17 protein-coding genes and 3 tRNA genes are annotated in these 16,390 nt (G+C 54.9%); 17 read left to right on the plus strand and 3 right to left on the minus strand.

The features are described 5' to 3' along the window. Positions 1–62 precede the first annotated feature (62 nt). From AC5TBW_RS03370 to AC5TBW_RS03410, 9 genes are all read left to right on the plus strand, one after another. Positions 63–596 carry a CinA family protein gene (locus AC5TBW_RS03370; RefSeq protein ID WP_495511905.1) on the plus strand — a complete coding sequence of 178 codons (534 nt, stop codon included), beginning with the start codon at positions 63–65 and terminating at the stop codon, positions 594–596. A 90-nt stretch (positions 597–686) separates the two neighbouring features. Continuing rightward, entirely contained in the window at positions 687–1,760 is a 1,074-nt protein-coding gene (recA, locus tag AC5TBW_RS03375) for a recombinase RecA (RefSeq protein WP_495510719.1), read from the plus strand. Between the two features lie 24 nt (positions 1,761–1,784). After that, entirely contained in the window at positions 1,785–2,249 is a 465-nt protein-coding gene (locus tag AC5TBW_RS03380) for a regulatory protein RecX (RefSeq protein ID WP_495510720.1), read from the plus strand. A gap of 223 nt (positions 2,250–2,472) precedes the next feature. Beyond that, a complete protein-coding gene (alaS, locus tag AC5TBW_RS03385; protein WP_495510721.1) occupies positions 2,473–5,082 on the plus strand; it encodes an alanine--tRNA ligase in 2,610 nt (869 codons plus the stop codon). Positions 5,083–5,178: 96 nt separating this feature from the next. Beyond that, positions 5,179–6,429: an aspartate kinase gene (locus tag AC5TBW_RS03390; protein ID WP_495510722.1), complete on the plus strand. Its 1,251-nt coding sequence runs from the start codon at positions 5,179–5,181 to the stop codon at positions 6,427–6,429. Between the two features lie 194 nt (positions 6,430–6,623). Beyond that, complete coding sequence (gene csrA, locus AC5TBW_RS03395) at positions 6,624–6,812, plus strand: carbon storage regulator CsrA (RefSeq protein WP_007111501.1); 189 nt, start codon at positions 6,624–6,626, stop codon at positions 6,810–6,812. Positions 6,813–6,933: 121 nt separating this feature from the next. Continuing rightward, positions 6,934–7,026: transfer RNA gene (locus AC5TBW_RS03400), tRNA-Ser, on the plus strand. A 49-nt stretch (positions 7,027–7,075) separates the two neighbouring features. Next, positions 7,076–7,152, plus strand: a tRNA-Arg gene (locus AC5TBW_RS03405). A 109-nt stretch (positions 7,153–7,261) separates the two neighbouring features. After that, positions 7,262–7,338: transfer RNA gene (locus AC5TBW_RS03410), tRNA-Arg, on the plus strand. 180 nt (positions 7,339–7,518) lie between these two features. On the opposite strand, the gene AC5TBW_RS03415 is transcribed toward AC5TBW_RS03410, so the two are convergent. Further along, the gene (locus AC5TBW_RS03415; RefSeq protein ID WP_495510723.1) at positions 7,519–8,469 is read right to left on the minus strand and encodes a tRNA dihydrouridine synthase; all 951 of its coding nucleotides are present in this window, start codon (positions 8,467–8,469) and stop codon (positions 7,519–7,521) included. 183 nt (positions 8,470–8,652) lie between these two features. Between AC5TBW_RS03415 and AC5TBW_RS03420 the strand changes: the two genes are divergently transcribed. From AC5TBW_RS03420 to AC5TBW_RS03430, 3 genes are all read left to right on the plus strand, one after another. Next, the gene (locus AC5TBW_RS03420; RefSeq protein WP_495510724.1) at positions 8,653–8,910 is read left to right on the plus strand and encodes an OadG family protein; all 258 of its coding nucleotides are present in this window, start codon (positions 8,653–8,655) and stop codon (positions 8,908–8,910) included. Between the two features lie 90 nt (positions 8,911–9,000). Further along, positions 9,001–10,815: a sodium-extruding oxaloacetate decarboxylase subunit alpha gene (oadA, locus tag AC5TBW_RS03425; protein WP_495510725.1), complete on the plus strand. Its 1,815-nt coding sequence runs from the start codon at positions 9,001–9,003 to the stop codon at positions 10,813–10,815. A 10-nt stretch (positions 10,816–10,825) separates the two neighbouring features. Then, positions 10,826–12,148 carry a sodium ion-translocating decarboxylase subunit beta gene (locus AC5TBW_RS03430; RefSeq protein ID WP_495510726.1) on the plus strand — a complete coding sequence of 441 codons (1,323 nt, stop codon included), beginning with the start codon at positions 10,826–10,828 and terminating at the stop codon, positions 12,146–12,148. 85 nt (positions 12,149–12,233) lie between these two features. Here AC5TBW_RS03430 and AC5TBW_RS03435 read toward each other — a convergent pair whose 3' ends face one another. Both AC5TBW_RS03435 and AC5TBW_RS03440 read right to left on the minus strand, forming a co-directional pair. Next, positions 12,234–12,851, minus strand: coding sequence for an IMPACT family protein (locus tag AC5TBW_RS03435; protein WP_495510727.1), 618 nt, complete (start codon positions 12,849–12,851; stop codon positions 12,234–12,236). Beyond that, positions 12,851–13,255 carry a LexA family protein gene (locus AC5TBW_RS03440; RefSeq protein ID WP_495510728.1) on the minus strand — a complete coding sequence of 135 codons (405 nt, stop codon included), beginning with the start codon at positions 13,253–13,255 and terminating at the stop codon, positions 12,851–12,853. The genes AC5TBW_RS03435 and AC5TBW_RS03440 overlap by 1 nt, the downstream gene beginning before the upstream one ends. 197 nt (positions 13,256–13,452) lie before the next feature. Between AC5TBW_RS03440 and ccmA the strand changes: the two genes are divergently transcribed. The 5 genes from ccmA to ccmE all read left to right on the plus strand — a co-directional run bounded on the left by ccmA (position 13,453) and on the right by ccmE (position 16,359). Then, positions 13,453–14,094: a cytochrome c biogenesis heme-transporting ATPase CcmA gene (ccmA, locus tag AC5TBW_RS03445; protein WP_495510729.1), complete on the plus strand. Its 642-nt coding sequence runs from the start codon at positions 13,453–13,455 to the stop codon at positions 14,092–14,094. Between the two features lie 72 nt (positions 14,095–14,166). Then, on the plus strand, positions 14,167–14,880 hold the full coding sequence (gene ccmB, locus AC5TBW_RS03450) for a heme exporter protein CcmB (RefSeq protein ID WP_495511906.1): 714 nt from the start codon (positions 14,167–14,169) through the stop codon (positions 14,878–14,880). Between the two features lie 14 nt (positions 14,881–14,894). Then, entirely contained in the window at positions 14,895–15,662 is a 768-nt protein-coding gene (locus AC5TBW_RS03455) for a heme ABC transporter permease (protein WP_495510730.1), read from the plus strand. Continuing rightward, complete coding sequence (gene ccmD / locus AC5TBW_RS03460) at positions 15,662–15,853, plus strand: heme exporter protein CcmD (protein ID WP_495510731.1); 192 nt, start codon at positions 15,662–15,664, stop codon at positions 15,851–15,853. Before AC5TBW_RS03455 ends, ccmD begins: the two co-directional genes overlap by 1 nt. Then, positions 15,850–16,359 (plus strand): cytochrome c maturation protein CcmE, encoded by a 510-nt coding sequence (gene ccmE / locus AC5TBW_RS03465; protein ID WP_485874924.1) that lies wholly within the window; start codon positions 15,850–15,852, stop codon positions 16,357–16,359. The genes ccmD and ccmE overlap by 4 nt, the downstream gene beginning before the upstream one ends. Positions 16,360–16,390 lie beyond the last annotated feature (31 nt).

Genomic DNA, 16,390 nt, shown 5'->3' on the forward strand with positions numbered 1-16,390 from the left:
TTTTTGAGAAAGCTAAGCGCAGTATTCTACGCTTATCTGACGACTGACTTGAAGGAGTGGTAATAGTGCCCAGCGTATCTAGCCTGAAAAATCTTGATTTAACGCTACTGGCTCAGCGTCTTGGGTGGCTATGTCAGCAGTTGAACATAGAGGTGACCGCCGCGGAGTCGTGTACGGGTGGGGGCATTGCCAGTGCGATTACCGGGGTGGCGGGTAGCTCCACCTATTTTACGACCGGCTATGTGACCTACGCGAATGCGGCTAAAACGCGCTTACTGGGGGTGCCTGAGAGCACGCTGGCCGAACACGGTGCCGTCAGTGAGGCGGTGGTCAAAGCCATGGTGCTTGGCGCCTGTCGTGAAAGTGGCGCTGACTTAGCCGTTGCCGTTAGCGGTGTTGCTGGCCCGGATGGCGGGAGCGCTGAAAAACCGGTGGGGACTGTCTGGTTGGCCTGGGGAGACGGTGCCGATCAGCAGGCTGAGTGTTTTCACTTTCCCGGTGACCGCCAAGCGGTGCGCGAGCAGGCTGTGCACCAGGCGCTGGCGGGATTGGTAGCGCGTCTGGATGCCCGTGTAAAAGCGAGCAAGACGAAATAGTTGAGAGAAAGCGTGATCAAGGATTTGTTTACGGCACAATCTTTGGCATACTACTGGGTAATTATACAGCTTGTTATGAGGAATCTCTGAATGGCTCAGGATGACAACCGCACAAAAGCGCTAAACGCTGCACTTACCCAAATCGACCGTCAGTTCGGCAAGGGCACCGTTATGCGTCTAGGCGACGCTCCGCGTGTCGTCATGCCGTCGGTTTCCACCGGTTCATTGGGTTTGGATATTGCGCTCGGCATCGGCGGTCTACCGTTTGGCCGAGTTTGTGAAATCTTTGGCCCGGAATCATCGGGTAAAACGACCCTGACCCTTTCGGTGATTGCTCAGGCGCAAAAGCAGGGCAAAGTGTGTGCCTTCGTGGATGCCGAGCACGCGCTTGACCCCAGCTACGCAGAAAAACTGGGCGTTAACCTGGATGATCTGCTGGTCTCCCAGCCGGATACCGGTGAGCAGGCGCTGGAAATTACCGACATGCTGGTACGCTCCGGCGGTGTCGACGTGATTGTTATCGACTCGGTGGCTGCGTTGACCCCGCGGGCTGAAATCGAAGGCGAAATGGGTGATTCCCACGTTGGACTGCAAGCGCGTTTGATGTCTCAGGCGCTGCGTAAAATCACCGGTAATATCAAAAATGCCAACTGCCTGGTGATCTTCATCAACCAGATCCGCATGAAGATCGGCGTGATGTTCGGTAGTCCTGAAACCACCACCGGCGGTAATGCACTTAAGTTCTACGCCAGTGTGCGTCTGGATATTCGCCGCACCGGCTCGGTGAAAGTCGGTGATGAAGTCACCGGTAACGAAACCCGCGTGAAAGTGGTCAAAAACAAGGTGGCACCGCCATTCCGTCAGGCTGAGTTCCAGATTCTTTACGGCAAGGGTATCTATCACGCCGGTGAAGTTATCGACCTGGGCGTGCAGTGCAATCTGGTCGATAAAGCAGGTGCCTGGTACAGCTATAAAGGCAAGAAAATCGGCCAGGGTAAAGCGAACTCCGCCCTTTACCTGGAAGAGCATCCAGAGATTATGCTCGAAATCGAAACGCAGATTCGTGAGCAGCTTTTGGCCAAGCCTGATCCTAAAAAAGACAAGGACGATGCACCTGCCGAAGCAGCGGCCGAGTTGGATGCCAACGATGACGACCTGCTCTAAGACTGTTCAAACCGAGACAAGCTAATGGCCTTTATGTCTCAGCGCGATGCCACGCCACGTGACATCGCGATTGGCTTGCTAGCTCGGCGTGAATACTCGCGCGCTGAGCTAGCCCAGCGATTGAAGAAAAAATCCTTCGACGATACTGCTATCGACGAGTGTTTAGACGCTCTGGCCGAGCAGGAGCTGCAGTCTGATGCCCGTTTTGCGGCTAGTTTTGTACGCTCACGTATTCAGCGCGGTCAGGGTATTATTCGTATTAAAGGTGAATTGCGCCAACGCGGCGTCGATCAGGAAACCCTTAACGCTGCTTTTGAAGAGGTGGAGGAGGGGGAACAGGTTGACTGGTTCGAACTAGCGCGGGAAACCCTGGCGCGGCGCTTCGATAGCCCCGGCGAAACACCTAAAGAGCGCGCCCGACGCGAGCGCTTTCTGGCGAGTCGTGGTTTCGATTTTGAGCAAATCCGCTACGCGCTCTCCTGTCTGTAATACATTTTCTCTTGTCTGTAATACTTTCTCTCCTACCTGTAAAACGCCCCCTCTTACCTTTCTAATAGCGCTCTCATACGCTTTTCTAACGAGTAGTTTGCCTCTCTGCCACTAAGTGCGGCTTTAGTCGTTTGACAACTGCGCTATAATGGCCCCTTTGCGACCCCTGAGGGTAGCGTCGACAGCGCCCTGGGACATCACGCTTTCTTGTTACGGATACCCTATGAAAAGCGCAGAGATTAGACAGGCCTTTCTCACCTTCTTTGAAGAACAGGGGCATACGATTGTACCCACCAGTTCTTTAGTGCCGGGCAATGACCCGACGCTGCTGTTTACCAATGCCGGCATGGTGCCGTTCAAAGATGTATTTCTGGGTCGCGACCCACGTCCGTATGTACGTGCAACGTCCGCGCAGCGCTGCGTACGTGCGGGCGGTAAGCATAATGATTTAGACAACGTTGGCTATACTGCACGCCACCACACGTTTTTTGAAATGCTGGGTAACTTCAGTTTTGGTGACTACTTTAAGCGCGAAGCCATACGTTTTGCCTGGGTATTCCTAACCGAAACACTGGGTCTGCCAAAAGAGAAGCTGTGGGTAACGGTACATGTCAGTGATGACGAAGCTGAGCGTATCTGGAAAGACGAGATCGGTATTGATCCTGAGCGCTTTTCCAAATTAGACGAAGATAACTTCTGGCAGATGGGTGACACCGGCCCTTGTGGCCCGAGTTCGGAAATCTTTTTTGACCACGGTCCAGAGGTATGGGGCGGCCCTCCCGGTAGTCCGGAAGAAGATGGCGACCGCTACATCGAAATCTGGAACCTGGTCTTCATGCAGTTTGACCGTGATGCTGCAGGCACGCTCAACCCGCTGCCTAAGCCTTCGATTGATACCGGTATGGGCTTGGAACGGGTCGCCGCTGTCATGCAGGGCGTGCATTCCAACTACGAAATCGACCTGTTTCAGAACCTGCTGCAAGCCGCGGCCAAGGCGACCGGTCACCCTGATACAACCACGCCATCACTGCGCGTGATTGCTGACCATATCCGTTCCTGCGCCTTCCTGATTGCCGATGGCGTGCTGCCCTCCAATGAAGGGCGCGGCTACGTGCTGCGCAGGATTATCCGCCGGGCGGTTCGTCACGGCCACAAACTGGGTGCGGTAGAGCCTTTCTTCCACAAGCTGGTCGGGGCGCTGGACGCTGAGATGGGCGATGCCTATCCAGAACTGCGGGAAGCGAGCGATCAAATTGTCCGTGTGCTGCTGAAAGAAGAAGAGCAGTTTGCCCGCACCCTGGATCACGGTATGGGGCTATTAAACGCCGCTCTGGCCGAGCTGGATGGCAAGGTACTGCCGGGAGAAACGGTATTTAAGCTTTACGACACCTACGGCTTTCCTTTTGACCTTACCGCCGATGTCTGCCGTGAACGCGGCGTTACTCTGGATGAAGAGGGCTTTCAGCAAGCCTTAGAGGCCCAGCGTGAACGCGCACGGGCGGCCAGCCAGTTCGGCGCTGACTACAGCGCCTCCATCGAACTGGACGGTGAGACGGCGTTCACTGGCTATGATCGCCTAGAGGATCAAGCCAAGGTAACGGCACTAGTCGACAGCGAAGGCAATGAACTGGCCGCGCTGGAAGCCGGGCAGAAAGGCGTTGTTGTGCTCGACCGCACGCCATTTTACGGTGAGTCCGGCGGTCAGGTGGGCGATACCGGCTACCTGTATGTCGACGGTGGCCGTTTCCAGGTGACGGATACCCAAAAGCAGAGCGGCCATCACTTGCACCAGGGCATGATGGTAGAGGGTACGCTGAGTGTCGGTGCTAGCGTGCGCGGCGAAGTCGATGCCAGCTTACGTACAGCCACCATCCGTAACCACTCGGCAACTCACCTGCTGCACAAAGCGCTGCGTATGGTGCTGGGTGATCACGTGCAGCAGAAGGGCTCGCTGGTTAACGCCGAGCGCCTGCGCTTCGACTTTAGCCACTTTGAGCCGATGACCGCCGAGCAGTTGGCGGAAGTCGAACGGCTGGTCAATGAGCAGATCTTGGCTAATGCGCCGACCAAAACCGAGCAAATGAGCCTGGATCAAGCCAAAGCGAAAGGGGCTGCCGCGCTGTTTGAAGCCAAATATGCCGAGAACGTGCGCGTACTGACGATTGGGGCCGACGACTTCTCTATCGAATTGTGCGGTGGTACCCACGTGACACGCAGTGGCGATATCGGCTGCTGTCATGTGATAAACGAAGTGGGCATTGCCTCCGGCGTGCGTCGTATTGAAGCGATCACCGGCGAAAATGCGCTAGCCTACTTCCGTGAGCAGGAAGCCCGCCTTGAACGCTTGGGTGAACGTTTGAAGACCAAGCCTGAGCAAGTTGAAGCGCGGGTAGAGTCACTGGTTGAGCGTAACCGCAGTCTGGAAAAAGAGTTGGAGCAGCTCAAAGCCAAGCTCGCCAGCGCCGCGGGGAGCGATATGCTGAGTCAGGTGCAAGAGGTCAACGGCGTTAAGCTATTGGCGACACAGCTGGAAGGTGTCTCTGGGAAAGATTTGCGCGGCGTCCTGGATCAGCTCAAGAACAAGCTCAGTTCTGGAGTGATTATTCTTGGTGTTGCCGATCAGGCTGCTGGCAAGGTGAGTCTGATTGCTGGGGTAACTCAAGATTTGACCGGCCGAGTGAAAGCCGGTGAGCTGGTTAACCATGTTGCCTCTCAAGTGGGAGGTAAGGGCGGTGGTCGCGCGGATATGGCTCAGGCGGGAGGTAGTCAACCCGACGCCCTGCCGGATGCGTTGAAGAGCGTACCGGTATGGTTGGAAAACGCGCTTAGCTAAACCCCAAGGCCGGTGGCATGATTGTCACCGGCCTTATTTATGTAAACCTAACGACAATTTCATCCTCCATTCCCGAACGCATAGGAAGAACGGCATATGGCACTATACGTACAGAAGTTCGGCGGCACTTCGGTGGGCTCTGTCGAGCGTATCAAGGCCGTAGCGGAAAAGGTTAAGGGCTTCCGCGAAAAAGGCCACCAGGTGGTCGTCGTGGTCTCCGCTATGAGCGGCGAAACCAACCGTCTCACGGATATGGCTCAGGCACTTAACGAAGATCCCGCGCCGCGCGAGATGGATATGCTGCTGTCGACCGGCGAACAGGTGACGATCTCACTTCTCGCCATGGCGCTGCAGCAAATTGGCGTGCCAGCCACTTCGCACACTGGCGCCCAGGTAGGCATTCATACTGATAGCGCTTATACCAAGGCGCGTATTCAGCGCATCGAAACTGACGATCTGAAAGCCGATTTAGAAGCAGGTCAGGTGGTCGTTGTGGCTGGTTTTCAAGGGGTCGATGAAGACGGCAATATCACGACGCTGGGGCGCGGTGGTTCCGATACCACTGGGGTTGCCCTGGCCGCTGCGCTAGGCGCCGACGAGTGCCAGATTTATACCGATGTAGATGGTGTATACACCACCGACCCCCGCGTATGCTCCAGAGCTCAGCGGCTAGAGAGCATTACCGTGGAAGAAATGCTGGAGCTGGCCAGTCTTGGCTCCAAAGTGTTACAGATCCGCGCGGTAGAGTTTGCCGGTAAATACAACGTGCCCCTGCGGGTGCTGTCGAGCTTTGAAGACGGCCCCGGTACCCTAATTGTTGCAGAAGCAGACAAAGACGAGGACGCTATGGAAGAACCACTGATCTCCGGTATCGCCTTTACCAAGAATGAAGCCAAACTGACGCTACTCAATACGCCGGATGTACCCGGTGTAGCTTCACGTATTCTGGGCCCGATTGCCGATGCCAATATCGAAGTCGATATGATCGTTCAGAACGTTGCCCCGGCCGGTGACTATACCGATTTCACTTTTACGGTAGCCAAGGGCGACTACAAGGCAACTAAAAAGCTGCTCGAAGAGACGGTGATTCCTGATCTAGGCGGTGGTGAATTGCGTGGTGACGACAATATTGCCAAGGTTTCTTTGGTGGGTGTTGGCATGCGTTCTCATGCGGGCGTGGCATCGAAAATGTTCCGCGTTTTGGCCGATGAAAACATCAATATCCGTATGGTTTCTACCTCTGAGATTAAAATCTCAGTCGTCATTGATGAGAAACATATGGAGCTTGCAGTGAATGCATTACACAAAGCTTTTGGTTTAGATAAGGCGGATATCGAATCTGAATAACATTTATGCCTTAAACCTTCTACGCTGAAGGGGTACTTGCTGCCGTGTGGTGGTGAGCTTTCTTTCAACGGGAGGGTAAGGTGTCATGGAGCCGGTGCTTTTGGTGACAGGCAGCACTATGCCGCATAATGGCGTGGTGTTGCCTCCGGCTGACATATCCCGTTGCAGTAAAACGTCTGAAAAGGAGATCAGCCATGCTCATCCTAACTCGCCGTGTTGGCGAAACCCTGATGATCGGTGATGAAATTACCGTCACCGTGCTAGGTGTAAAAGGCAATCAAGTACGAATTGGTGTTAATGCGCCCAAAGATGTCGCTGTTCACCGTGAAGAGATTTATCAGCGTATACAGCGTGAACGGAACAGTGAAAACGAAGTGGAATAAAACTTGCGGGCTTGCATGATGATTCGATGTTCAAGACGTAAGCTATGGCCGGCGCGAAAAAAATCGGCAGAGGACTAGACACAAGATCCCTAAATCGGTAATATTCGCGCCGTGCCGTTGAGGAGAGGTGGCCGAGTGGCTGAAGGCGCTCCCCTGCTAAGGGAGTATAGGGTTTATAGCCCTATCGAGGGTTCGAATCCCTCTCTCTCCGCCAATAGCATGGCCATTGAGTACTTAGTTAAAAGTGCATGGTCACAAGGTATGCGCCCGTAGCTCAGCTGGATAGAGTACCTGACTACGAATCAGGGGGTCGGAGGTTCGAATCCTCCCGGGCGCGCCACCTTCTCAGTGCTTGGTGCTGAGTAAATGATAGTAGTTTAAGAGTAAGAGATGCTTAGCAGTCGTTGAAGAAAGTGCCGAGTGTCAGTAAGCGTTAGACGCACGATTACGCGCCCGTAGCTCAGCTGGATAGAGTACCTGACTACGAATCAGGGGGTCGGAGGTTCGAATCCTCCCGGGCGCGCCAGATTTCTAAACCCGTTCTCATATCGAGAGCGGGTTTTCTGTTTCCAGCCTCACCGCCAGTTTCTAGTCTGACCGGAAGTAGCTCGCGCTCCGGTCTTACGATCGTTTGTAGCGCCCCCGCTTTGCGGTAGGGCGCTTTTTTTTTGCTTGTTGATTGGATAGGTGCCATCTAGAGGAGAGGCTATGCCAGCGCGGCGTGCTGCTCGTCGACGATAAGGCTGTCGAGTAATAGATCTAATTCGGTGAGGCGCTTCACGCGCTGGAAGTTCTGCTCGGCTTCGGCGCTGCCTTGGCGCATTTGGGCAAGCCACTGCTTTACCAGAGAGACGACAACGCGGTCGGGCAGCTGTTGGCGCTGCAGGGCAGCGTACTCTTTGAGTACATTGGCGCGCATTGCCCAGCTGCTTTCGGGTAACCGCTCGCCGGTCTGTAGCCAGTGGCGGATGCGTGGCGCAAGCCAGGGGTCCGCCAGCGCGCTGCGGCCTAACATTACATCGCGGCAGCCGGAAAGCGTTCGAGCTTTCCAGTAATCCTCAAGCGTCCAGATATCGCCATTGGCGACAACTGGAATGCTGACATGGCGGCGAATCTTGCCGATCCATTCCCAGTGTGCAGGCGGGCGGTAGCCTTCGTCGCGGGTGCGGGCGTGTACAACTAACTGCGCTGCACCGCCCGCTTCGGTGGCTTGGGCGCAGGCAACCGCTAAGCGACGGTTGGCGAAGCCCAGGCGGATCTTGGCGGTGACGGGGATTTCACCGCCTAGCGCATTGTAAACGGCTCTAACCGCTTGATAGACCCGATCTGGCTGGCGCAGTAGCGAAGCGCCGCCATCGTGTCGGTTAACCAGTTTGGCAGGGCAACCAAAATTAAGGTCAACGCTTACTGCGCCTAGCTTGAGCGCCTGCTGCGCATTGGCCGCCAAAGCCGCTGGGTCAGAGCCCAGCAACTGCAAATGCACAGGAATCCCGCTCGGCGTTGCCACCGGCGGTTGCTTAAGTTCGGGGCAATGCTTATAAAATACTCTTGGCGGTAGGCAGGCATCGACGACGCGGACAAATTCAGTAACCGTCCAGTCGAACCCGGCATGGCGGGTCAACAGATCACGTGTCAGTGCATCTATGACTCCTTCCATCGGAGCTAGGCCAATTCTGCCGTTTTGTAGTAAATTAACAACCATGACTTCCACTATCGCGCCATTGCATTCTATTCTGGGTGTGGCAGGTTAGTGTATTCCCCTCACTGCGCCAAGGGGCTTTAATAGCCGCTGGTGAAATTACGTGTCTAGCAACTGTACTTCGAGAGGTAGGAGCGCCTTATGCAGGATCATGAGCTATTGCAGGATGGGTTGGCGTTAATGGCGCTTGGTATGGGTGTGGTGTTTGTTTTTCTTACTATTTTAGTGATTAGCGTTACGCTAATGTCGAAGCTGATTGGCCGTTTTCAGCCTGTCCCCATCGCGGCTGATACGAGCAAAAAATCTCCGCAATCTACGGCGCCCGCTGGCCAAAGTGACGAAATGTTGGCCGTCATCAGTGCTGCAGTGCACCGTTATCGCTCAAAGCGACGTCGTTAACTTTCTCAATTTTTTCCATCTCAGCCCTCTTTAGGCTATTTTTTTGTTATTTTTACTACAAGCTAACAACTCCTACAGTGAGCCAAGACCATGAACGAAACAAAACGCCCTTTAGGCATTACTGATGTCGTGCTGCGCGATGCCCATCAATCGCTATTTGCGACGCGCATGCGCTTGGACGATATGCTGCCGATCGCCGAAAAGCTTGACCGCGTTGGCTACTGGTCGCTGGAAACCTGGGGTGGGGCGACCTATGACGCCTGCATCCGCTATTTGGGTGAAGATCCATGGGAGCGTATTCGTGCCCTGAAAGAAGCCATGCCAAATACCCCTCAAGCGATGTTGCTACGTGGCCAGAACCTGCTGGGTTATCGCCACTACGCGGACGACGTTGTCGATAAGTTTGTTGAGCGGGCGAAAACCAACGGCGTGGACGTTTTTCGGGTCTTTGACGCCATGAATGACCCGCGTAATTTGGAGCGTGCCATTCAGGCGGTGCGCAATGTTGAAGGTCATGCCCAGGGTACCATTTCTTATACCGTGAGCCCGGTACATACCCTGGATAGCTGGGTCGATCTCGCCAAAACCATTGCTGGTTTGGGCGCAGATTCATTGGCTATCAAGGATATGGCGGGGCTACTTACTCCTTACACAGCCTTCGATCTTGTTTCGCGGCTCAAAAAAGAGCTATCGATTCCGGTGCATCTGCACTGCCACGCCACCACCGGCCTCTCTACGTCGACCATTTTGAAAGCAGTAGAAGCCGGAATCGATAACGTCGATACTTCAATTTCATCAATGTCGATGACCTACGGCCACAGTCCCACCGAGTCCGTGGTGGCAATGCTCAAAGACACCGGCCGTGATACCGGCTTGGATCTTGAGCTGTTGGAAGATATCGCCGGTTATTTCCGTGAAGTGCGCAAGAAGTACGCCGCCTTTGAAGGCTCGCTGCGCGGTATTGATTCACGCATTCTGATTGCCCAGGTGCCGGGCGGCATGCTGACCAATATGGAAGGCCAGCTCAAAGAGCAGGGCGCAGGCGATAAGCTTGACGATGTGCTGAGCGAGATTCCTCGCGTACGCGAAGACCTTGGCTTTATCCCGCTGGTAACGCCCACGTCGCAAATCGTCGGCACTCAAGCGGTAATGAACGTGATGATGGGCGAGCGTTATAAGTCGATCTCTAAGGAAGTTCAGGCACTCCTCAAAGGTGAATATGGCGCCGCTCCGGCACCTTTTAATGCGGAGCTGCAAAAGCGTGTGCTGGAAGGCGGAGAGCCGATTACCTGTCGTCCAGCGGATAACCTGTCGCCTGAAATGGATAGGCTGGCCATAGAACTGAAAGAGAAAGCGAGCGCTGACGGTATCCGCTTGGCAGAAGGTGAGCGCGAAGTCGATGACGTGCTGACCTATGCGCTGTTTCCGCAGATTGGATTGAAGTTTCTCAAAAATCGCGACAATCCCGATGCCTTTGAACCTGCCCCTCAGGTCGCTGACGCCAATGCTGAAACGACACCCGCTAAGGTGGAAAGCAATGCGCCAGCCGTTAGCAATGGACCGGAAACCTATACCGTTAAGCTCAACGGAAAATCCTTTGTGGTGGAGGTTTCTGAAGGCGGTGAGTTGGGCGAGGTGCAGGAGCAAACGGCAGCCAGTACTGGCGCACCCAAAGATGAAGCGACTGCACCCAGTGGTGAGACCATTGATGCACCGCTGGCCGGTAATATTTTCAAGGTCAATGTACGCCCCGGTGAGCAAGTCGCTGAAGGTGATGTGGTGATCATTCTCGAAGCGATGAAAATGGAAACCGAAGTGCGTGCCAGCAGCGCAGGCACTGTGTCTAAGGTGAACGTCAGCGAGGGCGACAGCGTAGCCGTAGGCGATACGCTGATCGAACTCTAAGGGCACAGTAATGGATAAATTAGTGACGTTATGGGAAGGCTCGGGGCTATATAACCTTGAGCTCGGTCAAGCGGCGATGATCATGGTGGGGCTACTGCTGCTTTACCTGGCCATTTATAAGAAGTTTGAGCCGCTACTGCTGGTGCCGATTGGCTTTGGCGGCATTCTGGCTAACATACCCGAAGCCGGGCTGGCGATTTCAGCGCTCGATCAAGCGATTGAAGTAGCTAAACCTGTGGTGCTACAGCAAATGGCGGCTGCCCTGGGCGTGAGCCTTGATCCACTGGCGAACGCTGAAGCATGGCGTGAGGCACTGAAGATCATCGCCCATGATGCTGCAGCGCCAGATCAGGTGCGTGCCGCGCGAGATATCGCCATCGGCGTTGGCTATAGTGATGGCATGCTCTACAACTTCTACAAAGTTGCCATTGCCTCTGGTGTCGCGCCGTTGATTATCTTTATGGGCGTCGGGGCAATGACCGACTTTGGCCCACTGTTAGCCAATCCGCGCACGCTATTTTTAGGTGCCGCTGCCCAGTTTGGGATCTTTGCCACACTGTTTGGCGCCGTGGTGCTTACCTCGATGGGCGTGATGGACTTCTCGCTGAATCAGGCTGCCGCCATTGGTATTATTGGTGGCGCTGACGGCCCAACGTCTATTTACGTTTCTAGCGTGCTGGCACCTGAGTTGCTAGGGGCGATTGCTGTGGCCGCCTACGCTTATATGGCGTTGGTGCCGCTGATTCAGCCGCCGATTATGCGTCTTTTAACGTCCCAGAAAGAGCGGGAAATTAAAATGACGCAGTTGCGGCCGGTCTCCAAGCTGGAAAAAGTGGTCTTTCCGTTAATGCTGCTGATTCTGGTTGCACTGTTTCTTCCTGATGCCGCGCCGCTGCTGGGGATGTTCTGTTTCGGTAACCTGATGCGCGAGTGTGGCGTGGTAGAGCGCTTATCGGATACCTCGCAAAATGCCCTGATCAATATCGTTACGATCATTCTCGGCTTGTCGGTGGGCTCTAAGCTAATGGCCGAGAGTTTCCTCGCGTTTGAGACGCTGGGGATATTAGGGTTGGGTATTGTGGCCTTCGGCATAGGTACCGCCGCGGGGGTGTTGATGGCAAAACTAATGAATTTAGTCAGCAAAATGCCCATTAATCCCTTGATTGGTGCCGCGGGTGTTTCTGCGGTGCCGATGGCGGCACGGGTAGCTAACAAAGTGGGCCTGGAAGCAAACCCGCATAACTTTCTGTTAATGCATGCCATGGGCCCCAACGTCGCTGGGGTTATTGGGTCGGCGGTCGCTGCCGGGGTAATGATCAAGTATCTGGGCTAATGCTTAAAGAGTGAGAATATGAGCGCGGCGTACTGACACGTTCAGTATGTCGCGTTTTTTTTGATGGGCTGTTTCGAAGGGCTATCTAGCGAGTGAGAATATCAATAGCGCTCTTCAAGCGGTTTTCTAGCGGGGAAAGGTCAAGTGGGGTGTCCCGTGGCCAACCAATGGTTAGGCGGACACCGTCGCCATCGTAATCCGCTTGCTCAATGGGGATATCCTGCTCTTCACACCAGGCGCGGGCAATTGCTTCATTGGCAAAACCTAGCCGCAGGGTATAAAGGTCGCGCTCGACCACTTCCCGGGTAGGAAGTGTCTCTAAAGCATGGCTAACCGCCTGGGCGTAAGCGCGGGCCAAACCGCCGGTGCCTAGCTTCGTGCCGCCAAAATAGCGAATCACCACGCAACCGACATGACCTAATTGGCTGCCCTGGAGGACTTGATACATTGGGCGTCCGGCGGTGCCGCCAGGTTCGCCATCATCAGAGAAGCCGATCAAGTTTTGCTCGCCGGTTGGGCCAGCAATATAGGCCGTGCAGTGATGGCTCGCATTAGGATGCTCGGCTTTAGCCGCAGCCAGCAGCCGGGTGAACGCATCGATATCTGAGGCGTGGCAGGTCCAGGTGATAAAGTGACTTTTTTCGACTTCGATGTCTGTTGTCTGCCAAGACGAAAGGGGGAGTTCCGGCACCCGGTAGCGCATTAATGCTCCGTGATAGTAGGCTTGTTTTGCAGGCCAGTCCTTGGATGAGATTCAACACCCATTACCATGCCGAGTACCTGAATATCACGGTTATGCAAAAATAGCGCTGGCTGCAACGTATCCTCAGGCCATAGCTCTACGCCAAAGCGGCTGATGGAGAGCTGCTTCAAGGCGATTTTTTGCTGGTTGATTTCGGCAACGGCGGTTTCTGTTTGGGCATCATGCTGATAACGCCGAATAATAATGACATCGCCATCGAACAAGTTGCAATCATGCATTGCGTTACCGCGCACTTTAAGCGCATAGGTATTGCGACGAGTAATGCTGGGCGTCGGCGCATAGGTACGCGGGACCGAGTGTAAGTGGTTAGGCTTAACCGTAGGTGCTGCCATTAATAACGTCATTGAGAAATCTCCATTGCATGTTCTTTCATACAGTGGTTTTCAGTATAGACCTGTTTTTGCATACAGTGCTAGCAGTAATTGGTCTTACGCCATATGGAGTGAGTTCATGCTGCGACCCAGCGCCGCATAGAGTGAGTGGCGAGAAACGGGCTTTCCGTGTAGAGTTCGACCCGAAATCAATGTGCCTGGAGAGACTCTTGAGCCTGTGTTTACAAGCCCGACAGCTGTCCTGCGAACGTGATGATCGCTCACTGTTTAAAGGGCTGGATCTCGACATTCGCAGCGGTGAAATCGTGCGAATTGAAGGGCCTAATGGCAGTGGTAAAACAAGCCTGCTTAAAATTCTCTCCGGGCAACTAAGCGACTATGAAGGCGAGCTCTTCTGGAATGGCGCTGCGATGCAGAGTGTCCGTGAACATTTTCTCGCTAATTTGCTCTATTTAGGACATGCCCCAGGCATTAAGTCGGGGCTCTCGCCGTTAGAAAATTTAGCGTGGTACCAGGCGCTGAGTGGCGAGAGCAGTGGAGGACAGGGCAGCGGGGCGGGCGAGGAACAGCGCCTGGATGCCCTTGAACAGGTTGGCTTGGCAGGCTTTGAAGATGTGCCCGCTGGTCAGCTCTCGGCAGGCCAACAGCGACGTGTGGCGCTGGCGCGATTGACGCTGACACCCCGCGCGCTATGGGTGCTAGACGAGCCCTTCACCGCCATTGATCGCCACGGTGTCGCCGCCCTTGAAAGGCAGCTTATTAGTCATGCTCAGGCGGGGGGCTGCGTGCTAGTAACGACACACCACGAGTTAGCCGCGTCACCGCTGCTAAGACGCGTAGCGCTGGGGTAGAAGGAGACCGGATTGCAGGAAACAGGGTTGCACAGCTCTTCAGATAGCTCTCTACACGGATCAGACACCGCCATGGATGCCTCTTCAGTGCCACTGCTTGAGCACAAGGGAGGGCTCATGATCGCAGTGAAGGCCACGTTAGTGCGTGATTTGACGCTGCTGCTGAGACGTCGCGGTGAAGTGCTCAATCCGCTGGTATTTTTTGCCCTGGTGATCACCCTGTTTCCGATCGCTATTTCACCCGACCCGGAGCTGTTGGCGACGATTGCGCCGGGGTTGTTATGGGTGGCGGCGCTGTTAGCCGCGTTGTTGTCACTAGATAGCCTGTTTCGCAGCGACTACGACGACGGCAGCCTTGAACAGCTGCTACTCGCTCCGCAGCCGCTGGCTGCATTAAGCGTGGCGAAAGTGGCCGTGCATTGGCTGCTGACCGGGCTGCCTTTGGCACTAATGGCGCCACTGCTAGGTATTATGCTCGCACTGCCTCCGGGTAGTTACGCGGTGTTGGCGTTGTCGCTGGCGCTGGGCACGGCGAGCTTAAGCCTGATTGGTGCCATTGGTGCGGCGTTAACCGTTGGCCTGGCGCGGGGCGGCGTACTGCTCTCGCTGCTAGTGCTACCGCTGTATATTCCGGTGCTCATTTTTGGCGCAGGTGCGGTTCAGGCGGCTATTTTGGGCGATGGTGTCTCTGCGCACTTGGCTATTTTAGGCGCGCTGTTGGCCGTCTCACTTATGTTAGCGCCGTGGGCGATTGCCGCATCGCTGCGTATCAGTATTAACGGTTAAGGACAGGACACACTATGTGGGCCTTTATACATAAACTGGGATCACCCAAGTGGTTCTATGGCATTAGTGCCAAGTTACAGCCCTGGTTTTGGGCCGCAGCGGTGCTGTTATTGGTCACTGGCTCGCTGTGGGGGCTGGCGTTTGCCCCGGCGGATTATCAGCAGGGCAACAGTTTCCGAATCATTTATGTTCACGTGCCAGCGGCATTTTTAGCACAATCGATTTTTATCTCCATGGCCGTGTCTGGGCTGGTGTTCATGGTCTGGAAAATTAAAGTCGCCGATATGGCGGCAGCAGTGATGGCACCGCTGGGCGCTGCGATGACCTTTGTCGCACTATTTTCTGGTGCTGTATGGGGTATGCCGACCTGGGGTACCTGGTGGATGTGGGATGCCCGGCTTACCTCCATGTTGATTCTACTATTTCTCTATTTAGGCGTGATCGCTCTGCGCGGTGCGTTTACCAGCCGCGATAGTGCCTCACGGGCAGCCTCGGTGCTGGCCATGGTGGGCGTCATCAATATTCCCATCATCAAATACTCGGTGGATTGGTGGTACACGCTGCACCAGCCAGCCTCGTTTACGTTAACCTCGCGCCCGACGATGCCCACCGAGATGTGGCTGCCGCTGGTCATTATGGTGCTGGGTTTTTACAGCTTTTTTATAGCCTTGACGCTGATGCGCACGCGCAGCGAGATCCTACGCCGAGAGTCGAACAAACGCTGGGTACAGGATCTCGTTAATGGCCGGATAGTGAACGCACAGGTAGAGGAGGCGCGTTAATGGCATTTACCTCATTTTCCGAATTTCTCGCCATGGGCGGCCATGCACCTTACGTATGGTCTGCCTGGGGAGTGACGGCGCTGCTGCTGGTGGCCTCCGTTTGGCATGCGCGCGTTGAACATCGTCAGTTATTGAATGGCATAAAGCGTCGGGCGCGGCGTGCAAACAGCTTAAGAGGGAACGCCCAATGACCCCAAAACGTAAACAGAAACTCTTCGTTATTTTGGGTTTGGTGTCGTTAACCGCCATTGCTGTCGGGCTAACGCTGTATGCGCTACGTGCCAACATTAATCTGTTTTTTAGCCCGGTGCAGATCGCCCAGGGCGATGCGCCGATGGAACGACAGATTCGTGCGGGCGGTATGGTGAAAGAGGGCTCCGTGTCCCGTGACCCGGAAAGCTTGGACGTAGCGTTTACCGTGACCGATTACGTCGATGACCTAGAGGTTTACTACAGCGGCATCCTTCCTGATTTGTTCCGCGAAGGCCAAGGGGTGGTGGTGGTTGGGGAGCTTCAAGCCGATGGCCGTTTGTATGCGGATAAAGTGTTGGCACGTCACGATGAGAACTACATGCCGCCTGAAGTAGCGCAGGCACTCGAAGAGGCGGGTTATTCGCCAGCCGACTATCAGGCCAAGGCTGCCGAAGTGGGTAAGCGGCTTGATGAAGAGGGTGTCCCCCAAGCAAGCGAGTATTAACCCCATCGTTTAACCGACTTGCCCGACCGCC

The organism is Vreelandella sp. ssv, assembly GCF_059448525.1.

What these genes read in the sequence shown, in the direction of transcription:
- recA (WP_495510719.1), top strand. Translation starts at nt 687, where the DNA reads ATGGCTCAGGATGACAACCGCACAAAAGCGCTAAACGCTGCACTTACC.
- AC5TBW_RS03380 (WP_495510720.1), top strand. Translation starts at nt 1,785, where the DNA reads ATGGCCTTTATGTCTCAGCGCGATGCCACGCCACGTGACATCGCGATT.
- alaS (WP_495510721.1), top strand. Translation starts at nt 2,473, where the DNA reads ATGAAAAGCGCAGAGATTAGACAGGCCTTTCTCACCTTCTTTGAAGAA.
- AC5TBW_RS03390 (WP_495510722.1), top strand. Translation starts at nt 5,179, where the DNA reads ATGGCACTATACGTACAGAAGTTCGGCGGCACTTCGGTGGGCTCTGTC.
- csrA (WP_007111501.1), top strand. Translation starts at nt 6,624, where the DNA reads ATGCTCATCCTAACTCGCCGTGTTGGCGAAACCCTGATGATCGGTGAT.
- AC5TBW_RS03415 (WP_495510723.1), bottom strand. Translation starts at nt 8,469, where the DNA reads ATGGAAGGAGTCATAGATGCACTGACACGTGATCTGTTGACCCGCCAT.
- AC5TBW_RS03420 (WP_495510724.1), top strand. Translation starts at nt 8,653, where the DNA reads ATGCAGGATCATGAGCTATTGCAGGATGGGTTGGCGTTAATGGCGCTT.
- oadA (WP_495510725.1), top strand. Translation starts at nt 9,001, where the DNA reads ATGAACGAAACAAAACGCCCTTTAGGCATTACTGATGTCGTGCTGCGC.
- AC5TBW_RS03430 (WP_495510726.1), top strand. Translation starts at nt 10,826, where the DNA reads ATGGATAAATTAGTGACGTTATGGGAAGGCTCGGGGCTATATAACCTT.
- AC5TBW_RS03435 (WP_495510727.1), bottom strand. Translation starts at nt 12,851, where the DNA reads ATGCGCTACCGGGTGCCGGAACTCCCCCTTTCGTCTTGGCAGACAACA.
- AC5TBW_RS03440 (WP_495510728.1), bottom strand. Translation starts at nt 13,255, where the DNA reads ATGACGTTATTAATGGCAGCACCTACGGTTAAGCCTAACCACTTACAC.
- ccmB (WP_495511906.1), top strand. Translation starts at nt 14,167, where the DNA reads ATGGATGCCTCTTCAGTGCCACTGCTTGAGCACAAGGGAGGGCTCATG.
- AC5TBW_RS03455 (WP_495510730.1), top strand. Translation starts at nt 14,895, where the DNA reads ATGTGGGCCTTTATACATAAACTGGGATCACCCAAGTGGTTCTATGGC.
- ccmD (WP_495510731.1), top strand. Translation starts at nt 15,662, where the DNA reads ATGGCATTTACCTCATTTTCCGAATTTCTCGCCATGGGCGGCCATGCA.
- ccmE (WP_485874924.1), top strand. Translation starts at nt 15,850, where the DNA reads ATGACCCCAAAACGTAAACAGAAACTCTTCGTTATTTTGGGTTTGGTG.